At 44.5% G+C, this 17,722-nt stretch carries 17 protein-coding genes; 10 read left to right on the forward strand and 7 right to left on the reverse strand.

Annotation, left to right across the window (positions count from 1 at the left end):
• Positions 1-283 precede the first annotated feature (283 nt).
• The 7 genes from C0638_RS00260 to C0638_RS00290 all read left to right on the forward strand — a co-directional run bounded on the left by C0638_RS00260 (position 284) and on the right by C0638_RS00290 (position 6,871).
• Positions 284-985, forward strand: coding sequence for a response regulator transcription factor (locus C0638_RS00260; protein ID WP_013370153.1), 702 nt, complete (start codon positions 284-286; stop codon positions 983-985).
• Positions 982-2,343, forward strand: coding sequence for a sensor histidine kinase (locus C0638_RS00265; RefSeq protein WP_025676401.1), 1,362 nt, complete (start codon positions 982-984; stop codon positions 2,341-2,343). The genes C0638_RS00260 and C0638_RS00265 overlap by 4 nt, the downstream gene beginning before the upstream one ends.
• Positions 2,344-2,365: 22 nt before the next feature.
• Positions 2,366-2,959 carry a PepSY domain-containing protein gene (locus tag C0638_RS00270; RefSeq protein ID WP_058711788.1) on the forward strand — a complete coding sequence of 198 codons (594 nt, stop codon included), beginning with the start codon at positions 2,366-2,368 and terminating at the stop codon, positions 2,957-2,959.
• Between the two features lie 115 nt (positions 2,960-3,074).
• Positions 3,075-3,626 (forward strand): PepSY domain-containing protein, encoded by a 552-nt coding sequence (locus C0638_RS00275; protein WP_058711787.1) that lies wholly within the window; start codon positions 3,075-3,077, stop codon positions 3,624-3,626.
• Between the two features lie 207 nt (positions 3,627-3,833).
• Positions 3,834-4,844, forward strand: coding sequence for an aminoglycoside phosphotransferase family protein (locus tag C0638_RS00280; RefSeq protein ID WP_013370149.1), 1,011 nt, complete (start codon positions 3,834-3,836; stop codon positions 4,842-4,844).
• Positions 4,845-4,862: 18 nt separating this feature from the next.
• On the forward strand, positions 4,863-5,759 hold the full coding sequence (locus C0638_RS00285) for a phosphotransferase (protein WP_058711786.1): 897 nt from the start codon (positions 4,863-4,865) through the stop codon (positions 5,757-5,759).
• 245 nt (positions 5,760-6,004) lie between these two features.
• Positions 6,005-6,871, forward strand: coding sequence for an arylamine N-acetyltransferase family protein (locus C0638_RS00290; protein ID WP_058711785.1), 867 nt, complete (start codon positions 6,005-6,007; stop codon positions 6,869-6,871).
• A gap of 199 nt (positions 6,872-7,070) precedes the next feature.
• Here the strand turns inward: C0638_RS00290 and C0638_RS00295 are convergent, their stop codons facing one another.
• Entirely contained in the window at positions 7,071-8,093 is a 1,023-nt protein-coding gene (locus tag C0638_RS00295; protein ID WP_058711784.1) for a globin-coupled sensor protein, read from the reverse strand.
• Positions 8,094-8,343: 250 nt separating this feature from the next.
• The gene (locus tag C0638_RS00300) at positions 8,344-10,239 is read right to left on the reverse strand and encodes a PrkA family serine protein kinase (protein WP_013370145.1); all 1,896 of its coding nucleotides are present in this window, start codon (positions 10,237-10,239) and stop codon (positions 8,344-8,346) included.
• 282 nt (positions 10,240-10,521) lie between these two features.
• Between C0638_RS00300 and C0638_RS00305 the strand changes: the two genes are divergently transcribed.
• On the forward strand, positions 10,522-11,355 hold the full coding sequence (locus tag C0638_RS00305) for a DUF2161 domain-containing phosphodiesterase (protein WP_058711783.1): 834 nt from the start codon (positions 10,522-10,524) through the stop codon (positions 11,353-11,355).
• 19 nt (positions 11,356-11,374) lie between these two features.
• On the opposite strand, the gene C0638_RS00310 is transcribed toward C0638_RS00305, so the two are convergent.
• Positions 11,375-12,628 carry an aminotransferase-like domain-containing protein gene (locus C0638_RS00310; RefSeq protein WP_013370142.1) on the reverse strand — a complete coding sequence of 418 codons (1,254 nt, stop codon included), beginning with the start codon at positions 12,626-12,628 and terminating at the stop codon, positions 11,375-11,377.
• Positions 12,629-12,676: 48 nt separating this feature from the next.
• Positions 12,677-13,333 carry a response regulator transcription factor gene (locus C0638_RS00315; protein WP_013370141.1) on the reverse strand — a complete coding sequence of 219 codons (657 nt, stop codon included), beginning with the start codon at positions 13,331-13,333 and terminating at the stop codon, positions 12,677-12,679.
• A 271-nt stretch (positions 13,334-13,604) separates the two neighbouring features.
• On the opposite strand from C0638_RS00315, the gene C0638_RS00320 reads away from it, so the two are divergent.
• Together C0638_RS00320 and C0638_RS00325 are read left to right on the forward strand one after the other, a co-directional pair.
• Entirely contained in the window at positions 13,605-14,012 is a 408-nt protein-coding gene (locus C0638_RS00320) for a hypothetical protein (protein WP_013370140.1), read from the forward strand.
• Entirely contained in the window at positions 14,009-15,076 is a 1,068-nt protein-coding gene (locus C0638_RS00325; RefSeq protein ID WP_058711782.1) for a phosphodiester glycosidase family protein, read from the forward strand. Before C0638_RS00320 ends, C0638_RS00325 begins: the two co-directional genes overlap by 4 nt.
• Positions 15,077-15,175: 99 nt before the next feature.
• Here C0638_RS00325 and C0638_RS00330 read toward each other — a convergent pair whose 3' ends face one another.
• From C0638_RS00330 to serC, 3 genes are all read right to left on the reverse strand, one after another.
• Positions 15,176-15,424, reverse strand: coding sequence for an AbrB/MazE/SpoVT family DNA-binding domain-containing protein (locus tag C0638_RS00330; RefSeq protein WP_014599574.1), 249 nt, complete (start codon positions 15,422-15,424; stop codon positions 15,176-15,178).
• A 376-nt stretch (positions 15,425-15,800) separates the two neighbouring features.
• Positions 15,801-16,265 (reverse strand): tRNA (uridine(34)/cytosine(34)/5-carboxymethylaminomethyluridine(34)-2'-O)-methyltransferase TrmL, encoded by a 465-nt coding sequence (gene trmL, locus C0638_RS00335; protein WP_025676392.1) that lies wholly within the window; start codon positions 16,263-16,265, stop codon positions 15,801-15,803.
• 244 nt (positions 16,266-16,509) lie between these two features.
• Positions 16,510-17,601 carry a 3-phosphoserine/phosphohydroxythreonine transaminase gene (serC, locus tag C0638_RS00340; RefSeq protein ID WP_082689659.1) on the reverse strand — a complete coding sequence of 364 codons (1,092 nt, stop codon included), beginning with the start codon at positions 17,599-17,601 and terminating at the stop codon, positions 16,510-16,512.
• Between the last annotated feature and the right edge of the window lie 121 nt (positions 17,602-17,722).

The raw sequence follows: 17,722 nt of genomic DNA on the forward strand, positions 1-17,722 counted from the left end.
AGCTGAAGAAATCGCAGATTTCACCAATTGATGAATTTTAGTTTATGTTAATGCAACTTTTCTAGCATAACAATGTTCATTTCGGCCAAAACATGGATCTTTTTCTTGTGCTCACAGAATAAAAAAACAAACTTATAGCGCTATTATCATTTTTTAATGTCGATAAATATAACACACCATACTAATCTCTTTCTCTCCCAGACCTGTGTTTTGAAGTGTCTTACCTGTCCGTATATGCTAAAATACTTCCGTATCGGCTATTCGCCTACAGGAGGGCATGATTATGAACCAATCCATTTTGATCGTAGAAGACGAAGAGAAGATTGCCCGACTTCTAGAGATCGAACTTGAATTTGAAGGCTATCAAGTAAGTAAAGAAAAGAACGGAATTGATGGGCTGGAGACCTATTGCAAAGGTAGTTGGGATCTAGTTTTACTGGATATTATGATTCCCGGTATCAATGGCATCGAACTCCTTCGGAGGATTCGTAAACATGATGCGAACGTTCCTGTCATTTTACTGACGGCTAAAAGTTCCATTGCGGATAAGGTCGAGGGACTCGATTTGGGAGCCAATGACTATGTTACCAAACCTTTTGTGATCGAAGAGCTGCTTGCACGTGTAAGGGCCGCGCTCAGGGTAGGTGCAACGAAAGACATGGCTTTACAAGTGGCAGATCAATGGCTTAGTGCCGGAGATTTACGTCTTCATGAGGGTACACGTGAAGTGCTTCGGGGAGAGCACAACATTGAGCTTACGCCGCGAGAGTTTGACTTGCTCGTTCATTTACTCCGACATCAGCGGCAGGTCCTTAGTCGTGAACAATTACTGGAAAATGTATGGGGCATTGATTATATCGGTGATACCAATGTCGTCGATGTGTATATTCGCTACGTACGCAATAAAATTGACCCCACGCGCCAGCTCCCTGAGCTGATTCATACAGTGCGCGGTATTGGTTATGTTCTGAAGGAATCGTTATGAAGCTGCAGAACAAAATCCATACGTACACCTCGTTATTATTCGGGATTCTACTTGTGGCTATTAATTTCTCAGTCTATTTTCTATTCAGCCAACTTTCAATAGACAGTCGAAAAAACCAGGTAGAGGCCGCAGCAGAGAACATGATTCATGGCATTCAACGCGCTCCAGTATCCATAGCCGCTGAGGATCTGCTACGAGCCTATGTGCCTCTGGACGGCATGCTTCGTCTGATGAGACCGGAAGGCGATTTTCTTGCTCCTATCACCTCTTCATCAGAGCAGTCTCTCAGCTTGATGAAGGGCGTTTTTAATGAAACACGGCAGGTTCGCATCATTACCCATGAAAGCAACCGTTATATTCTCGTTTCGGTCCCCATGATTTGGTCGAATGGAGAGGTTGTCAATCTTCAGGTGACCGAAAGTCTGCAACCGACGATGCAGACGCTCCAGGTACTCAAAATCGTACTTATTGCAGTCACAGGAATTGCTCTTATTCCTGTCGTCATATCGGGAAGACTGCTGGGCAGACTGATTACACATCCAATTACATCCATGATTAGCACGATGAAAGAGATTCAACGTAGCGGAAAATTCAAACGTCTTCCGCTCAATTCGTCATCACGCGACGAGCTAGTCGAAATGGGAGAAACGTTTAATGACATGATTGAATTGCTGGAGCGGAATTTCGTTCGCCAAGAACAATTCGTTTCGAATGCGTCCCATGAATTGAAAACACCTCTAACCATTATTGAAAGTTATGCTAGTTTGCTTAAACGACGGGGATTGCATAATCCCAGTATTTTTGCCGAATCCGTTGAAGCAATCCATTCTGAGGCGATCCGAATGAAGGATATGGCAGAACAGCTTCTTCTGTTGGCCAGAAACGAAGAACAATGGAATGTCGTGTTAGAACCTGTACGTTTGACCAAAGTAGGGACAGAACTGAAAGCTACATTTGAAAATGCTTTCGCCCGACAAATTCAACTGGATGTACAGACAGACTGCACTGCCTACACGGACGAGAATAAACTAAAACAACTTCTATTTATATTTTTGGATAATGCACGCAAATACAGTGACGAGCCGATACACCTGATGATTGATATTGTGGGCGGTACGGCTCAACCTTGCATAAGAATCACAGATCAAGGAATTGGAATTCCTGAAGAAAAGTTATCTAAAGTTTTCGACCGCTTTTATCGTGTGGACGAAGCCAGAAGCCGCGAGGAAGGTGGGGCCGGGCTAGGCTTATCATTAGCTACAGGAATTGCTCAAGCTATTCAAGCACAAATTGGGCTAGAAAGCATAGAGGGAAGCGGAACAACTGCAACGATCATCCTCCCTGCTGTTCCAGAATAATAAGCCAAAGGAGGAAAAACCGATGAAAACGATCTATGCCTGGATGATTGGAGGTACGGTAGCGGCTGTATTGATCACCATTTGCCTTTTACAGTGGCCCTGGGCACGATCGTTAGCAGCTTCGCCCTTGGAAGAAAAAGCCGTGGTCCAATCTGTATTGCATCAGTATCCCGGCGAGGTGCTCGAATCCCAACGTTTGGATAATTTTTATGTGATCAAGCTAGAACGCGCCAAAGGGAAGTACGAAATAAAAGTCAACGCCTATGATGGTGTCATCCAATCCATAAAGCGGACACAGATGTATACAGATGCAAAGCAGGAACCCCAAGATCACACGCCCGGTTCCTCAGAGCCCAGTGACCAATCAAATCCAGTCCATAAAACTGACCCGGTTTCTCTTGTCATTACAGAGAATGAAGCAGCCAAGCTTGCTGCAAAAGCAGTGAATGGAACATCCGATGACATTGAACTGCACCGCAATGACAAAGGCCTCTATTATCTTGTTGAGGTTGAGATACACGATGGGCGTGAGGCTGTGGTGCAGATCAATGCAGTATCAGGCTCAATCGACTCTATCACTTGGGAAAAAGAAAAACAGGATCACGACGAATCATGACGTCCTGATGATCTTGCTTATGTCTTCTCATTGTTTTCTCATGATTCTATTATGTTCCTCTCATGTTCAAGGGTTAAGCTGTATTCAAGCATACAGCTCAAGGAGGAATTATGTAATGAAAAAAAACTATACATTAGGAATAATAGCAGCCACGGTTCTGCTTGGAGTTACGGCTACAGGTGTCTCGGCAAATGCCGTATGGGCTGCTAAGCCTACAGGACTAATTGGAGCGACTACTGCTGCCAATATTGCCAAAAAAGCTGTGGGAAATCATGCGCAAGTTGAGGATGTCGAACTGGAGCGCAAGAACGGAAAAGTCTACTATGAAGTGGATCTTCAGCAAGGAGATAGAGATTGGGATATAGAGGTTGATGCTTATACTGGGAAAACCATCCGTTCCCATTCCGAGCTTGATCATGACTCGAATGACGAGTCTTCCCTTTACAAACCCAACCACGTCACTCTAACTGAAAAGCAGGCTGGACAAATTGCACTTAAGCATGTGCCTGGGAGTACCCTTCTGTCTTCTAAATTAGATAAGGAAGATGGACAGTTCATCTATGAGGTCAAGGTACTCACCAACGAAGGAACTGTTGAGCTTGAAATCCATGCATCATCTGGAGCGATCGTGGATACAGACGAAGATGATGACAACAACGATAACTAATCACCCACCATTCATGACCAGACTTGCATAATACAGTGCTAATTAAAACGGAGCAGCGAACTTTCGCTGCTCCGTTTTTTTTGACTAACGTGAACAGGAAAAGAACGAGAATAGCCCATAAAACTGCACCTATTATTTCCTCATGAATAGACTGATAACTAACAAAGGATTACCTTTTTCTTCAATTAAAAATCAAGTGAGGTTCTTATGGCGAAATCCTATACAAAAGCACAGATTCGCGAAATCACCCGTCGTTTCGGCCTGATTCCCTTAAAATCAAGCTTAGTCTCATCGCTGTACCGAAAAAATGCTGTGATCCAAGTAAAAACGAAAAAGGGAACTTATGCATTAAAGCCCTTTAGTCGTTCAAAGATGGCTCGTTCAAATACGATTCAACAGATGGAACGAGCTGCGAGCTATATAAGGCTTTTGAAAAAGAGAAAATATACCTACATGCCCACATGGCTCCCCACTCATTCCGGTAAGCTATGGACTTTGTATCAAGAGACGCCATTTTATGTAAGTCAGTGGATCAAAGGACGGGGACTGGAGACTGCCGAAGATTTCGAAAAACTGGGGTTGGCTCTTGCCACACTTCACGCTACATCCACCGGCTTGCATCGGATGGAGAAAGGAAAGTCCCCTCCGACCATTCAACAATTGCGGATATGGAAAAACCAAGATCGTCTTTTCCAAAAAAAAATGATAAAAATCAGCCGCCAGAATAAAGAGTACCGCAACTGGTACAACACTCATGGCAAGGACTGTAAACGTTTATCCAGACGTGCATGGAAGGATTTGCAGGACGCATCCATTATAAGACTGCTTCGGACGGAACGTCGGCACCCCTCCTTGATACACAGTGATATCACCACCCCGAATGTCATTATTTCAGATGATGGTCATCTTAAAATCATTGATTGGGATCGGGCTAAAATTGGCTCAGTCTATGCTGATTTGGCAAAGGCTCTTATGAATACAACTCAATTCAATCCTGAATTTGTGCAATCCTTGTTGAGGGGATACCAAAAACGCAAGCCACTCAGCCGAACTGAGCGGAAGATTGTTACAGCTTTATATAAACTGCCACGAGAGGCTTGGCATGCTTCCCGACATCCAAATCGTTCAAGAGACCGCGAAATCCTAGACAACTGGGATCAGTCGTGGCCTCTTCGATTACAAATCATCCATATTTTGCAGGAATGGGCCCGTGTATAAAAGAAAGTGAGGAGCAAAATGTCGATTTTATCGAATGTTGAGCAAATGTACGGAATCAAAATTCAGCGTAGCCGTCAAATGAAGGACATTCACAAGATTGAAACTGCCAATACAACTTACTGCTTAAAACCCTATAAATTCCCGGAAGAAGAGATTCGTTTTATTACACGTGTCTTGTCCTACCTGGATGAACGCGGGTTTACACGTAGCCAAAAGGTCTATCCAACCGTACAGCAAACAGCCTATATGACCTATGAAGGCGTTTCGTATACATTAACCAATTGGGTTCATGGACCCAGGCCGGAATTTACAAAAAGAATAGACTTCAAAAAAGGAATTTCTACTTTAGCCAAATTCCACACCAGTGCCGTAGGCTTTCCTGTCACGGAAGCGCCGCCTTCCAGAATCCGTTATGAAGGCTTGAGCGATGAAATAGCTGAATATAAAAAACGCCTCAGTTCTTACAAAGGCACAGCACATCTCCTAGCTCTTTGTGAAGAAGTGTTATATCGTCTACAGCAACCCAAAGTTCGAGCAGCAATCCAGCAGGAGCAAAAAGCAGCTGCATTAATACACGGTGACTATAACTATCCCAATCTGGTCAAAGACAGGCAGCTCAAAATCCATTTGATTGACTTCGAAAATTGTTCCCTACATGTAAGGATGAAGGATCTCTCCCATCTTCTTCATCGGAATTGTCTATGGAACGCGACAAAGATGCTGCGCGCGATAGAATTTTATCAACGATATCGACCGTTGAGCACTCAGGATTTGCATCTGCTTCATATGCTATTGATCTCTCCCTATCATGTAGTCCGCAACCTTAGAATAGGCGGCTTCCGTTCTGCGAAGCGAGTCATTCCATCATTCGTGCATCTGAACAAATACCGACGTGAACTTAGATCACTGCTATAATCAGTTGGCATGGAACTAAGCAAAAAAAAACAGACCCGGTGATAAGGTCTGTTTTTTTGTGTTTTGACAACTAGCTAAGGAAAATCGGCATGTTACTAAATGAATCGATTTTCTGATTGTACCGGTACAACCAAAAATTTATAGCATTGTACACAGCACGCCCCCCTTTTACAATGATGCTAAGACTCAATGCTCATTTGTTTCGAGAAGAGAATTTGGCAAACTAACAATAGAGGTGACTGCACATGTACACCATGACAAAAGAAGAAATAAAAGCTTATTTGAACAGAATCGGAATTCCCGAAGTTCAGCCTCCTACCCTATCCTATTTAGTGGAGTTGCATAAGGCAAATGTAAAACATCTTTCATGGCAAACGTTAGACATTTTTGCAAGAAAGCCGGCTGCCATTGGTTTTCAAGAATCTGTTCAACTCATTCTACATGGGAGAAGTGGTTATTGTTTTCATCTGAATGGTGCCTTTAGTGCGCTACTACATTCCCTAGGGTACAAAGTTTCTCTGCATCATGCTGGGGTACAACCTTTAGGAGCTGAGCCACGCATTAATTCATTTCATCTTGGATTAACAGTGAACTTGCTAAATGAGCAGCAAGAAGATGAAGTATGGATTGTAGATGTCGGACTGGGCGATATGCCATATGAGCCTCTTCCACTCCTGATGGGGACTTATGAACAAACCCCACTTCGTTATAAAGTTATGGAATCTGAAGTTATTACTAATGGTTGGCGTTTAGAACATGACCCGCTTGCTTCATTTGTTGGCGTTGATTTTGCCCCTACGGTTGTTCAGGATTTGGAAGAATTCAGGCCGAAACATCATTTCTATAGCCGCTCCGTGGAATCTCCATGGTTTAACCTGTTTCTAATTCGGCAAAGGCAAGCATTAGAAGCGAATGAACTCAGAGGATGTATTTGGAAAAAACGTGGGCTAAACGGTTTGGAAAAAATAGAGCTGGATAAGAAGTCGCAGTGGCTGGAAGTATTGGCAGATGTATTTGGTGAGCCGCTCGTTAACTACAGTCACCAGGAACGGGACGAGTTATGGAAAAGAGTACTTGCGGCTCATATGGAATGGAAAAAAATCTTTGACTGAAGCGTTACAATAGAGAAGCTTCCTCTAATTCCTTGTTTCAAAGATTCGGTATTCTTTCAGAGGAATATGCACTTCCTCTGTTGCCTCTGTTGCGTTGATTGGACTGCCACACAGGAAGAGCGTCGCTTTGCCAGTATCCATCCACCCAGCTAACGCCCGAAAACTTCCAGTTCCCCAGGATATACCGATCAGCTACATCTCACACCTCCAGCATTTCCGGGGAGTGCTGCAACATTTCCAATTCCTTCACCATGTTTTCAATCAGCTTTGTGAATGAAGCCAATTCTTCCGAGCTGGAGGCCTGTTGCCGGGCACTGGCTGTTGTGGTAGCGGTTTCGGATTGCACACTGTCAAGCATACGGGCAATATCCAGCACCTTGCGCTGAATTTGCTCCTGTGCTTGCTTTGAATTAGATGCCAGCTTTCGCACTTCCTGCGCCACCACTTGAAATCCACGCCCTGCTTCTTGCGCATGGGCTGCCTCAATCGCCGCATTCAGTCCCAGCAGATGAGTCTGATCGGACAATTCTCGAATGGTACTGCTCATCTGTTCAATATGCTTAATCTCGTCACTCAATTGCAATACTAGTTCCTCTGTATGTTCCTGCGAAGAAGCAGTATTGCAAGCACTCTTCGCGATATTATCGGTATTTTCCCTAAGTTCGGCAATCATCCCCGTCAAATTTTGTGCAATTCGGGACACCACAGTCAGCATCTGCGTTTGTTCATCGGCGAGCTCGTTAACTTGCTCCTTTTCCTTTTCCTGATAAGCTTCCAACACAAGTTGGGAATCCAGATTGAACATTTTGGAAAGAGCGTGCACAATAGAATACCAGTCCTCTATCCCCGAACGCTTTAAAATGTCTATTGCAATATCCAGATAAGCAATGTACGTACCCAAATAATAATCGGAAGACAATCCGATCCGGGAATGTACCTGCCCCACAAAAAGGCGGTGTTCGATAAACTGATCATCTATTTTCCCATCTGCAAGAGAAAGCCAGTATTCACGTTGTGTTTGCTTTAGTCGCTCAATATTCGACCATTTAGAGATAATCGACACGAGATGCGGAACCTTTTCTACGTGCTCATAAAAACGATCCACTACCTCATTTACAATAGATTGGAATAGCCCCTGATAGTGGTGCAATAAAGCCAAATCACCATCAGTAATACCAATATATTGTATCTGTTTTAATCTACTCTCAGCGACATGAATCATAAGTTCCTCCAAATAATAGTTTACATAGATTTTACATTACCATATTTATCGGCAACTTTTTAGAAAATGTTAAAAAACACAAGATTGATTGTGATTGTTTACATATTAATTTCAGAAGAGTGTATAAATTCAATTCCCTAATAATACAAAAAAAAGAACCCGCCAGCACCTCAAACGCTCTGTGCCTGCCGGATTCTCTTCACCATCCATTTCAATCCATAGCCTCATTCACACCATTGTTTATTTCCCCTTACCGATTCAGGAGGCTGCCTACATACCTCAATAGATCGTTGGCGCTGGCTCCAGTGTAGCCATGCTCCTCAATCAGCCGCTTAATCACCTCATTCATCCGTTTGAGCTGATTAGCATCAGGCGTTTTGGTCGAAGTTGTGATCTTCACAATATCCTTCAAATCGGCGAACAGCTTCTTTTCAATGGCTTCTCGCAGCCGATCATGATGATGATACTCAAACTTTCGCCCCTTGCGGGAATAGGCAGAAATACGGATTAATATTTCCTCACGGAATGCCTTTTTCGCATTTTCCGACACCCCGATCTGCTCCTCGATGGAACGCATAAGCCGCTCATCCGGGTCGAGCTCCTCATCTGTGAGCGGATCGCGGATTTTCGCCCAATTGCAAAAAGCTTCGATGTTATCTAAATAGTTATCAAACAGCGTCTTGGCTGATTCTTCGAAAGAGTACACAAAGGCCTTTTGTACTTCTTTTTTCGCCAATTCATCATATTCCTTACGAGCCACCGAAATGAAGTTCAGATAACGCTCCCGTTCTTCCTTTGTGATGGAAGCGTGTTGGTCTAAACCATCCTTAATGGCTCGTAAAATATCCAGAGCATTGATGGACTCCACATTTTGCTTAATCAGCGCACTGGAAATACGATTAATGACGTACCTTGGGTCTACGCCGGACATACCTTCTTCCAGAAACTCATGTTGCATCTCCTTCAGATCGGCCTCCTTATAGCCTTCGACCTCCTCACCGTCATACATGCGCATCTTTTTAACCAAATCCATACCCTGCTTCTTGGTTTCTTTCAACCGGGTGAGCACAGAGAAAATGGCCGCCGTTCGCAGCGCATGAGGAGCGATGTGAATATGACGCATGTCACTTTGCTCAATGAGTTTGGCATAAATCTTTTCTTCCTCGGACACTTTCAGATTATAGGGAATGGGCATTACAATCATCCGCGATTGCAACGCCTCGTTCTTTTTATTCGCAATAAAGCTTTTATACTCCGATTCATTCGTGTGAGCTACGATCAATTCATCTGCACTGATGAGCGCAAACCGTCCGGCCTTGAAATTTCCCTCCTGGGTCAGAGACAATAAATTCCATAAAAATTTCTCATCGCATTTCAGCATTTCCTGAAATTCCATCAGTCCGCGATTCGCTTTATTCAGTTCTCCGTCAAATCGATAGGCGCGCGGATCAGATTCCGAACCATACTCCGTAATGGTGGAAAAGTCGATGCTGCCTGTCAAATCGGCAATATCCTGTGACTTTGGATCAGAAGGACTGAACGTACCTATGCCGATCCGGTTTTCTTCCGATATAAAGACCCGCTCCACACGCACCTTTTCGATGTCGCCATCAAATTCCGTACGCAATCTCATCTGGCAGGATGGGCACAGATTACCTTCAATGCGTACACCCAGCTCCTTTTCGAATTCGGGACGCAACTCATGAGGAATAAGATGAAGGGGATCTTCATGCATAGGGCAGCCCTCTATAGCATACACAGCTCCCTGATCTGTTCTTGAAAACTTCTCCAGCCCACGCTTTAGCAAGGTGACCAGTGTCGATTTCCCTCCGCTAACAGGTCCCATCAAAAGAAGGATACGCTTGCGGACATCAAGCCGCCTGGCTGAGGAATGGAAGTACTCCTCCACCAGCTTCTCCAGTGCACGATCCAGCCCAAAAATCTCCTGCTCAAAAAATTTATATCGCTTATGTCCCCCAACCTCTTCTACACCAAAAGATTCAATCATTTTGTAAACCCGTGCATGAGCGGTCATCGCCGGTGTCGGGTCTTTCTTGAGTATCTCGATATACTCTCTAAAAGTGCCGTTCCAGGCCAAGCGGTTGTTCTCCGCTCGGTACTCCGCAAGGCGGTCAAAAATATTCATGCTCGGTTCCTCCCATGACTGCGTAATGACTATCCTCCACTCTTGATGATTATGGCTACACTCGTCACGCCTTTCAGGATATGATGCGATCCTCTTAAAAAAAGTGTAATACATACCTATGCAGATTGATTTCAGAATTGACCTATTTTTTGTGACAGGTCTCTAGGCTTTTTCCAAAAACAAAGGGATTCACTATGTTAAAATAGACAACAACGACGCGGACCTGACGCATTATGGTACAATATAAGCTCGGAATAATGGGATAAAGGAGCGGGAGAATCCATGGCGGTTCGGCATGAGACGGAGCTGTACGCTCCAGTCAAAGCCTTTTTTGAAAATTTGGGATATGAAGTCAAAGGAGAAGTGCGTAACTGCGATTTGGTGGGAATCAAGCCAGGGCAGCAAACGCCACTGATTGTGGAGATAAAAAAGACGTTTAACCTGGCGTTAGTGCTGCAAGGTATGCAGCGCTTGAAGCTAAGCAGCAATGTATATGTAGCCGTAGAACGGAATCGTGCCAAAAAAGGGGCGGTGAATCAACGCTGGAATGAACTGATCGGACTGTGCCGCCAGTTGGGGCTTGGCTTGCTCACCGTCACGTATTTTAAAACAAAGCCTCCACTCGTTGAGGTGCTGTGTAAGCCCGTGGCATCTAGTGATGATGTTTACAAAACGACTGCCATTCGTCGCGGCTCGCGCAAGGAAAAGCTGCTGCGGGAATTCCACGCACGCAGCGGTGACCACAATGTCGGCGGTAGCACCCGGCGCAAGCTGGTCACTGCCTACCGGGAAAAAGCACTGCGCGTAGCCGCTGCTTTGCAGGGCTTGGGAGAAGCCGCCCCGGCGCAGCTTGCCCGTACAGCAGCCGTCAGCGATGCTGCTGCCGTGCTCCAGCGCAATTACTACGGATGGTTTGAACGTGTAGCCCGCGGTCGCTATCGGCTGACTCCGTTCGGTGAAGCCGCCCTGAGCGAGTATGCGGGAGTGCTGCAGCAGCAGGGGATTGAAACTGCCGCTGGAATGGCGGCAGAGTTTAACAAGGATGGTGAACAGCTGCACATTGCAGAAGCATCCACCGGTTATTCAACCATTATCGCGGAGGCAAAGGATGACTGACCCGTGGTGGTGACTATTACTAGCTCCGCGCAGTAAATTCACCGATCGTCTCACCGATCAAATTCATGCCCATAAGTAGCTGTTCTCGGCCCGGGTGGCTAAAGTTAAGGCGAATATGGGACGCACCTTCATCGCCAACCGCACACAGCGCACCTGGCATAAAGGCTACGCCCTTGGGTAGCGCCGCTTTGAGCAGCAAGGCGCTGTCCAGCCCAGCGGGCAATTTCACCCACACATACATCCCACCAGATGGAATATGATACGTCACATCTTTCCAAAACGGACGTTTGAGCAGCTCCAAGAGTAATTGGAGCCGAGTTGAATATTCCTTGTTTAACATTGCCAAGTGCTCGTGCCATTGAAAACGCGAGTTGGTAAGCAATTGGAACAGCAGCCGTTGGTTCATCGTACTGGATTGCACGTCAGCCAGCTGCTTCAAGGCGTACATCCCTTCAATCAGCGGCGCAGGACCAGCCGCCCAGCCAGTTCGCAGTGCAGGGGCAACTGTTTTATTAAATGAACCGATATATAGCACTTGACCGCCCTGACCCGCATGATCCAACGCGAATAGTGAGGGATAAGCCTCCGCAAACTTTCGGCTCTGGGCATGCGGACTCTTATCATGAGTTTCGTGTTTTGTCTTAAAATGCAATTCACCGTAAGAATCGTCCTCAACGACCAACACCTCATGACGTCTACACAGATCCAAAATTTCCTGCCGTCTAGCCGCGCTCCATAAGGAGCCTGTCGGATTCGTAAACGTTGGCGTAGCAAAAAAAAGCTTGGGGCGATAACGGATCATTAAAGCTTCAAGCTTATCAGGAATAACGCCCTCTCCATCTGATTCTACAGGAACGACCTGCGCCCCTTGCATAGATAACACCTGCAAACATCCAGGGGATGTCGGGTTCTCGACCAATACCGGATCACGCTCATCCACCATCAGCCTTACGATCAAGTCAATAGCCTGCTGGCTACCTGTGGTGAGAAGGATTTGACCTGGCGGTACTCTTACTCCTTTACGCTGTTCCCACTCTCCCGCAAGCCATGCCCGCAACGGAAAATAACCCTCCGGTTCACCATACTGGAGGGCGTCAGGGCCGGAGCCAAACACATCATGAGCCGCTTCTTCCAATAGTTTCACCGGAAACAGCTCTTGTGCGGGCAATTCTTCAGCCAAAGATATAAAGGAATGTTTTCTCGCATTTTCCCGGATATGACGCACTGGAGAAGCCAACATCGCAGCCGTTCGTGAAGCAAAGGAATATTGCATGAACATCCTCCTTCTCCTGAAAATAGTCATGATCTCCGGGCTGACGCGTCAAGCATATAACTGCTTCATCTGACGCGCATATAAGGCATAACGTTCAATCGCCTGCGCCCGGCTGGACACACCTAATTTCGCATAAATTTTACGTAAATAATTATCAATGGAGCGCCGACTAACTTCGATCTCGACAGCAATTTTGTCATATGTAATTCCCTGGACAATACGTTCCATAATAAAAACTTCGGTTTGCGTCAATTCGTCAAAAGGCTCCGAAGCCATTAACGGCATAAATGGCCAGTTTCCACAACGAATCCAATCCATTGGTAATGAAGCAAATCCTTCGCGCAAACCGTTGATCAGGTGAATTAACTGGCTCGGTGATGCCTGCTTGGATAGCATTCCATTTGCACCAAGCGAGATTAACTGCTGGAACAACGTAATATTGTCCTCATCCGTCATAATAACAATATGGCTGTCCGGAGACAAGACCCGCATTTGTGTCAAAAACGGTTCCGCCGTTCCCTCAGGCAACCTATAGTCCATTAAAATAATTTCCGGGCGAATGGAGCAAACCAGCTCCAGGCCTTCTGTGCCGGAGGAAGACATCCCTCTAACAAGCAAATCCTGCTGGTCTTCCAAAATAAGCTTTGTTCCCAGCATACTTGTAGGATGAATATCTATGATGACCACCTGCCATACTTTTCTCATATCTAAACCTCCTGATTTACAAAAAAATACATATTTAACGAAAATAATCAAAAAACTAAAGAATGCTTATGTAGAAATTGCGTAAATGTGAACGTATAGGAAGCGAAAACGATTTAAGGAAATTGTATCCTAGGACTTCCTTCCGATGCAATCTCTTTTTCCAATATTTTTATATGACTATTTCGCTTTTGCGAAATAAATAGGCCCATGATAGAATTGGTACTGCAAATAAAGACTGGAAATTTGAATTTACACGGGAGTTGAAAATCGCATGCAAGCTTCACCTGAACGTCCTCCTGCCGAAGCCCGGCGGAGCAATTCAAGAAAGGGGTTGCCCGTAAAGACTTTTCTGCTATTTTGGTTCATTCTTATTATACTAGGTGCTCTCGCAACCTATCTGTATAGCAATCACTTGAAGCAGCAAATGCTAAACGAAATGCAAACCCATACAGACCAACAGATTCAGGCACTCAAATCCGACTATGAAAAGCAACTGACTGCACTTTCCAAGGAAGTTAGCGGATTGCAGGGCAAAGTTCAGTCCTTCAACGAACTACTGACCTTTACAAAGGATAATGCCAATAACAAGACCGATAATAGCAATAAACTGTATACTCAATTAAATGAAGTCAAGCAGCAACTCAATACACTTCAGAAAAAAATGGACTTGCTAAAATGAATGTAGATACAAAGCTAGTAAACCGGTTCTTTATGTTGGCCCTTGCTCCTTTTATCGGTTTGTTAGGGTGTATTTTGTTAGTGCATCCCCCTTTGAGCTTTCCTAAATCTACATCTCCGAGTCTGCAAAAAGCCGAAATCACTCTACAAGCGCAATCAGTAGGCAAGCAGCTTGATGAAGCCAAGCAAACAGCAACGTATACCTTATCTACGATTCGCCGGACGTCTGAGCTCTACAAACAAACGACCCAAACGATGAATCAGCTTGTCGTGACTGCCTCTGCGCAGTCCAAGCGACCCGCGGTTATCTATAATCGTCGCATCACTGCCAAACTGGGTGTTCCCTATTACCAGGTAGATAGCAACCGGATTACCATTGAATTATTTAAAGTAAACCCGGGAATTTATCACGGATACGCTATGAAAGTCAAACTTAAAGATCCTACGGCAATGAAAATGTCTTTGGGAAATGACAAGTTGGGTGGCTCAGAAACGACCATGCGTGCAGTCTTGAGACACGGAGCTATTGCAGGCATCAACGCAGGCGGCTTTGCCGATGGAGACGGCAAACGCTATCCATTAAGCACTACTGTCTTGAACGGCCGCTACCTTACTGGCTTTCAGTCAAGTTTCAAGGACTTGTCATTCGTTGGATTGAGTAATGACGGCAAGCTTATTGGGGGCAAATTTTACAATCAAGGTGCTCTTGACAGCTTAAAACCTGCCTTTGGAGCTACCTTCGTTCCCGTTCTGTTACAAAGGGGACAAAAAGTGCCTATTCCTGACAAATGGAAAGTCTCTCCCAAGCGGGCTCCACGTACAGTCATTGGCAACTATAAAGATGATCAGTTGCTCATTATTGTCGTAGACGGCTACAATGAAAGCGGGGGTTCAGGTGCAACGCTCGAAGAACTCCAAGGGAAGATGTTCAATCTGGGTGTTCAAGATGCTTATAATTTGGACGGCGGCGGTTCCTCGTCCCTTATACTAAACGGCCGAATCGTAAACAAACCGTCAGATGGTAATTTGCGTCCAGTCCCTACTCATTTTTTGTTCTATAAATAGTTATGTGTAGTTTACTATCCAATTAAATATATGCTGTTCAGGCATAGCTCTATCCGAAAAAAAGCATCACGAACGAATGTCGTGATGCTTTTGCCTCATTTAGGAGGAGTACTGTGTCATTTCTGTCAGGCATTGAGCACAAATATAACGTTCTTTGAAATCGTTCACTTGTTCTATTGAGCCGCAGAATACACATTTTGGACGATAACGCTCCAAAATAATATGGTCGCCCTGAACCAAAATTTCGACAGGATCTCCCTCATTCATTTGATATCTTTTACGTAGTGACTTAGGCAGAACTATTCTCCCCAACTGATCAACTTTACGTACCACACCGGCAGGTTTCATCGTGATCGTACACCTCTCCTATTGAGTATTAGCTTTCAATTTTCTTTCCAGGCGAAAAACTAGGTACAAAGACACTATTCTTTATGTAGTATTCGCTGTCTTTTTGTCGAATCCTGCTGATCGCAGGAAATTTTATTACATTTTTTCATAAAATCATGAACCATATCAAAGTATGGTACAGAATGTCTATAATATTTTTATCGACCGGAAAGCTAATTATCATTAGCTTTCACAGAGAATTTCCGCAAATTTATGACCATATATCCTTTATTCAAGCTCTACTGTCATGTACTTTCGAGCAATAATAGTGCAACTTTTATCAGCAACTAAGGTCCTGGTTCTTTATTCGCATTTATACTTGATCGATTGATGTTTATTACGATAAACCTGGAAAATCCAATTGTCTCAGCGCTTCATATACAATAATCGCAGCGGAATTCGACAAGTTTAGAGATCTTACTTTATCTGACATTGGCATCTTGATACATGTATCAGGATTAGCAGCTAGCAGCTCAGGAGGCAAACCTTTCGTTTCTTTACCAAATACCAAAAAGTCTCCATCCTGAAATTCAATATCACTATACTGCTGTTTTGCCTTTGTCGTCGCATAAAAAAAGCGACCTGCTTGATATTTCTCTTGTACTTCAGCAAAAGACTCGTGATACTCAATGTGGACAGCATACCAATAATCAAGCCCAGCCCGTTTTAACGTAGCATCATCGGTACGAAAACCCAGTGGCTTAACCAGATGCAGATGAGTTCCGGTTGCAGCACATGTTCTGGCAATATTCCCTGTGTTAGCTGGAATTTCCGGCTCGACAAGCACAATATGTAATGGCATCAGTTTTTCATTCCTTTCATCATTAAATTCATCAGACAAATAACCTAAAGTCTAACCAAAATGTGTACGCTGAAAGCATGCACTCTCTTCATTTTAACAAAATCAGAGGGATATAGACATCAAACGACAAAAAAATATCATTTTCCCTACACCACTAAAAGCCTTCCCCTATACACATTCAGGGAAGGCTTTATTTTTACTTTTCGATTTCAAATATCGTGTATCGAAATATATGTCTGTGTAATCAACTGTTACGTTGCTTAAATCCATCCATAAACTCGGCTAATGCTTGACAGTTCTCCAGTGGAACCGCATTGTAGATCGAGGCGCGAAGCCCTCCTACACTGCGATGCCCCTTCAATCCGATGAAACCGGCTTGTTCGGATTCTTTAATAAATTGTTTTTCCAGATCCTCATTTGCAAGGCGGAAGGTTACGTTCATAATAGAACGATCAGCGCTGTCCACACAGCCACGATAGAAGCCTTCGCTTCTGTCAATACGGTCGTATAGCAGAGCAGCTTTCTGCTGATTCACACGCTCGATGCCTTCTAAACCGCCTTCCTCCTGGATCCATTTGAGCACTTCATTCACCATGTATATGGCAAAAGATGGGGGAGTATTGTAGAGAGAGTTATTCTTTTGATAAGTACTGTAACGCAGCATTGTAGGAATATGACCTGGTGAGGAAGCCAGTAGCTCTTCACGGGCAACCACGACCGTTACACCAGAAGGTCCCAGATTTTTTTGCGCACCAGCATAAATCAATCCAAATTGAGTAACATCAAAAGGTTTGCAAAAAATATCACTGGACATGTCCACAATCAGCGGTACGGAACCCGTATCCGGGAATTGCTTAAATTGTGTACCTTCAATCGTCTCATTGGACGTCATATGCACATATGCAGTATTCTCAGGCAAGTCCAAGGAATCCACATTTGGAAGACGCATGTATTTCTCATCAGCGGAGGAGGCGGCAATATGAGCCTTGCCCAATAGCTTAGCTTCTTTATATGCCTTGTCCGACCAGCTACCTGTCATTACATAGCTTCCGATCTGCCCTTCACTCAAGAAATTTAAAGGCAGCATGGCAAACTGCGTACTTGCGCCCCCTTGGAGGAACAACACCTTGTAGCCTTGTGGGTTGCCCAGCAGAGATAACAGACGTTCCTGCGCCTCATTATGAACAGATTCATACACGGCTCCACGGTGAGACATTTCCATGATGGACATCCCTGTCCCCTGGAAATCTACGAATTCAGCTTGTACACGTTCAAGTACTTTAAGCGGCAATGCCGCCGGTCCTGCATTAAAATTGTAGGCTCTCTTACTCAACAATTTCCCATCCCTTCTCTACTCTGGTGTGGATATTATCGCTATGATAGCAGTATTCATAAATGCGTTCAAGACTTGTATAAAAATGTTTCCGAATTCCTTTACGATGTGACAAAGCTGTGAA

Origin of the sequence: Paenibacillus sp. lzh-N1 (genome assembly GCF_002872435.1) — a bacterium.
Lineage (GTDB): Bacteria > Bacillota > Bacilli > Paenibacillales > Paenibacillaceae > Paenibacillus > Paenibacillus polymyxa_C.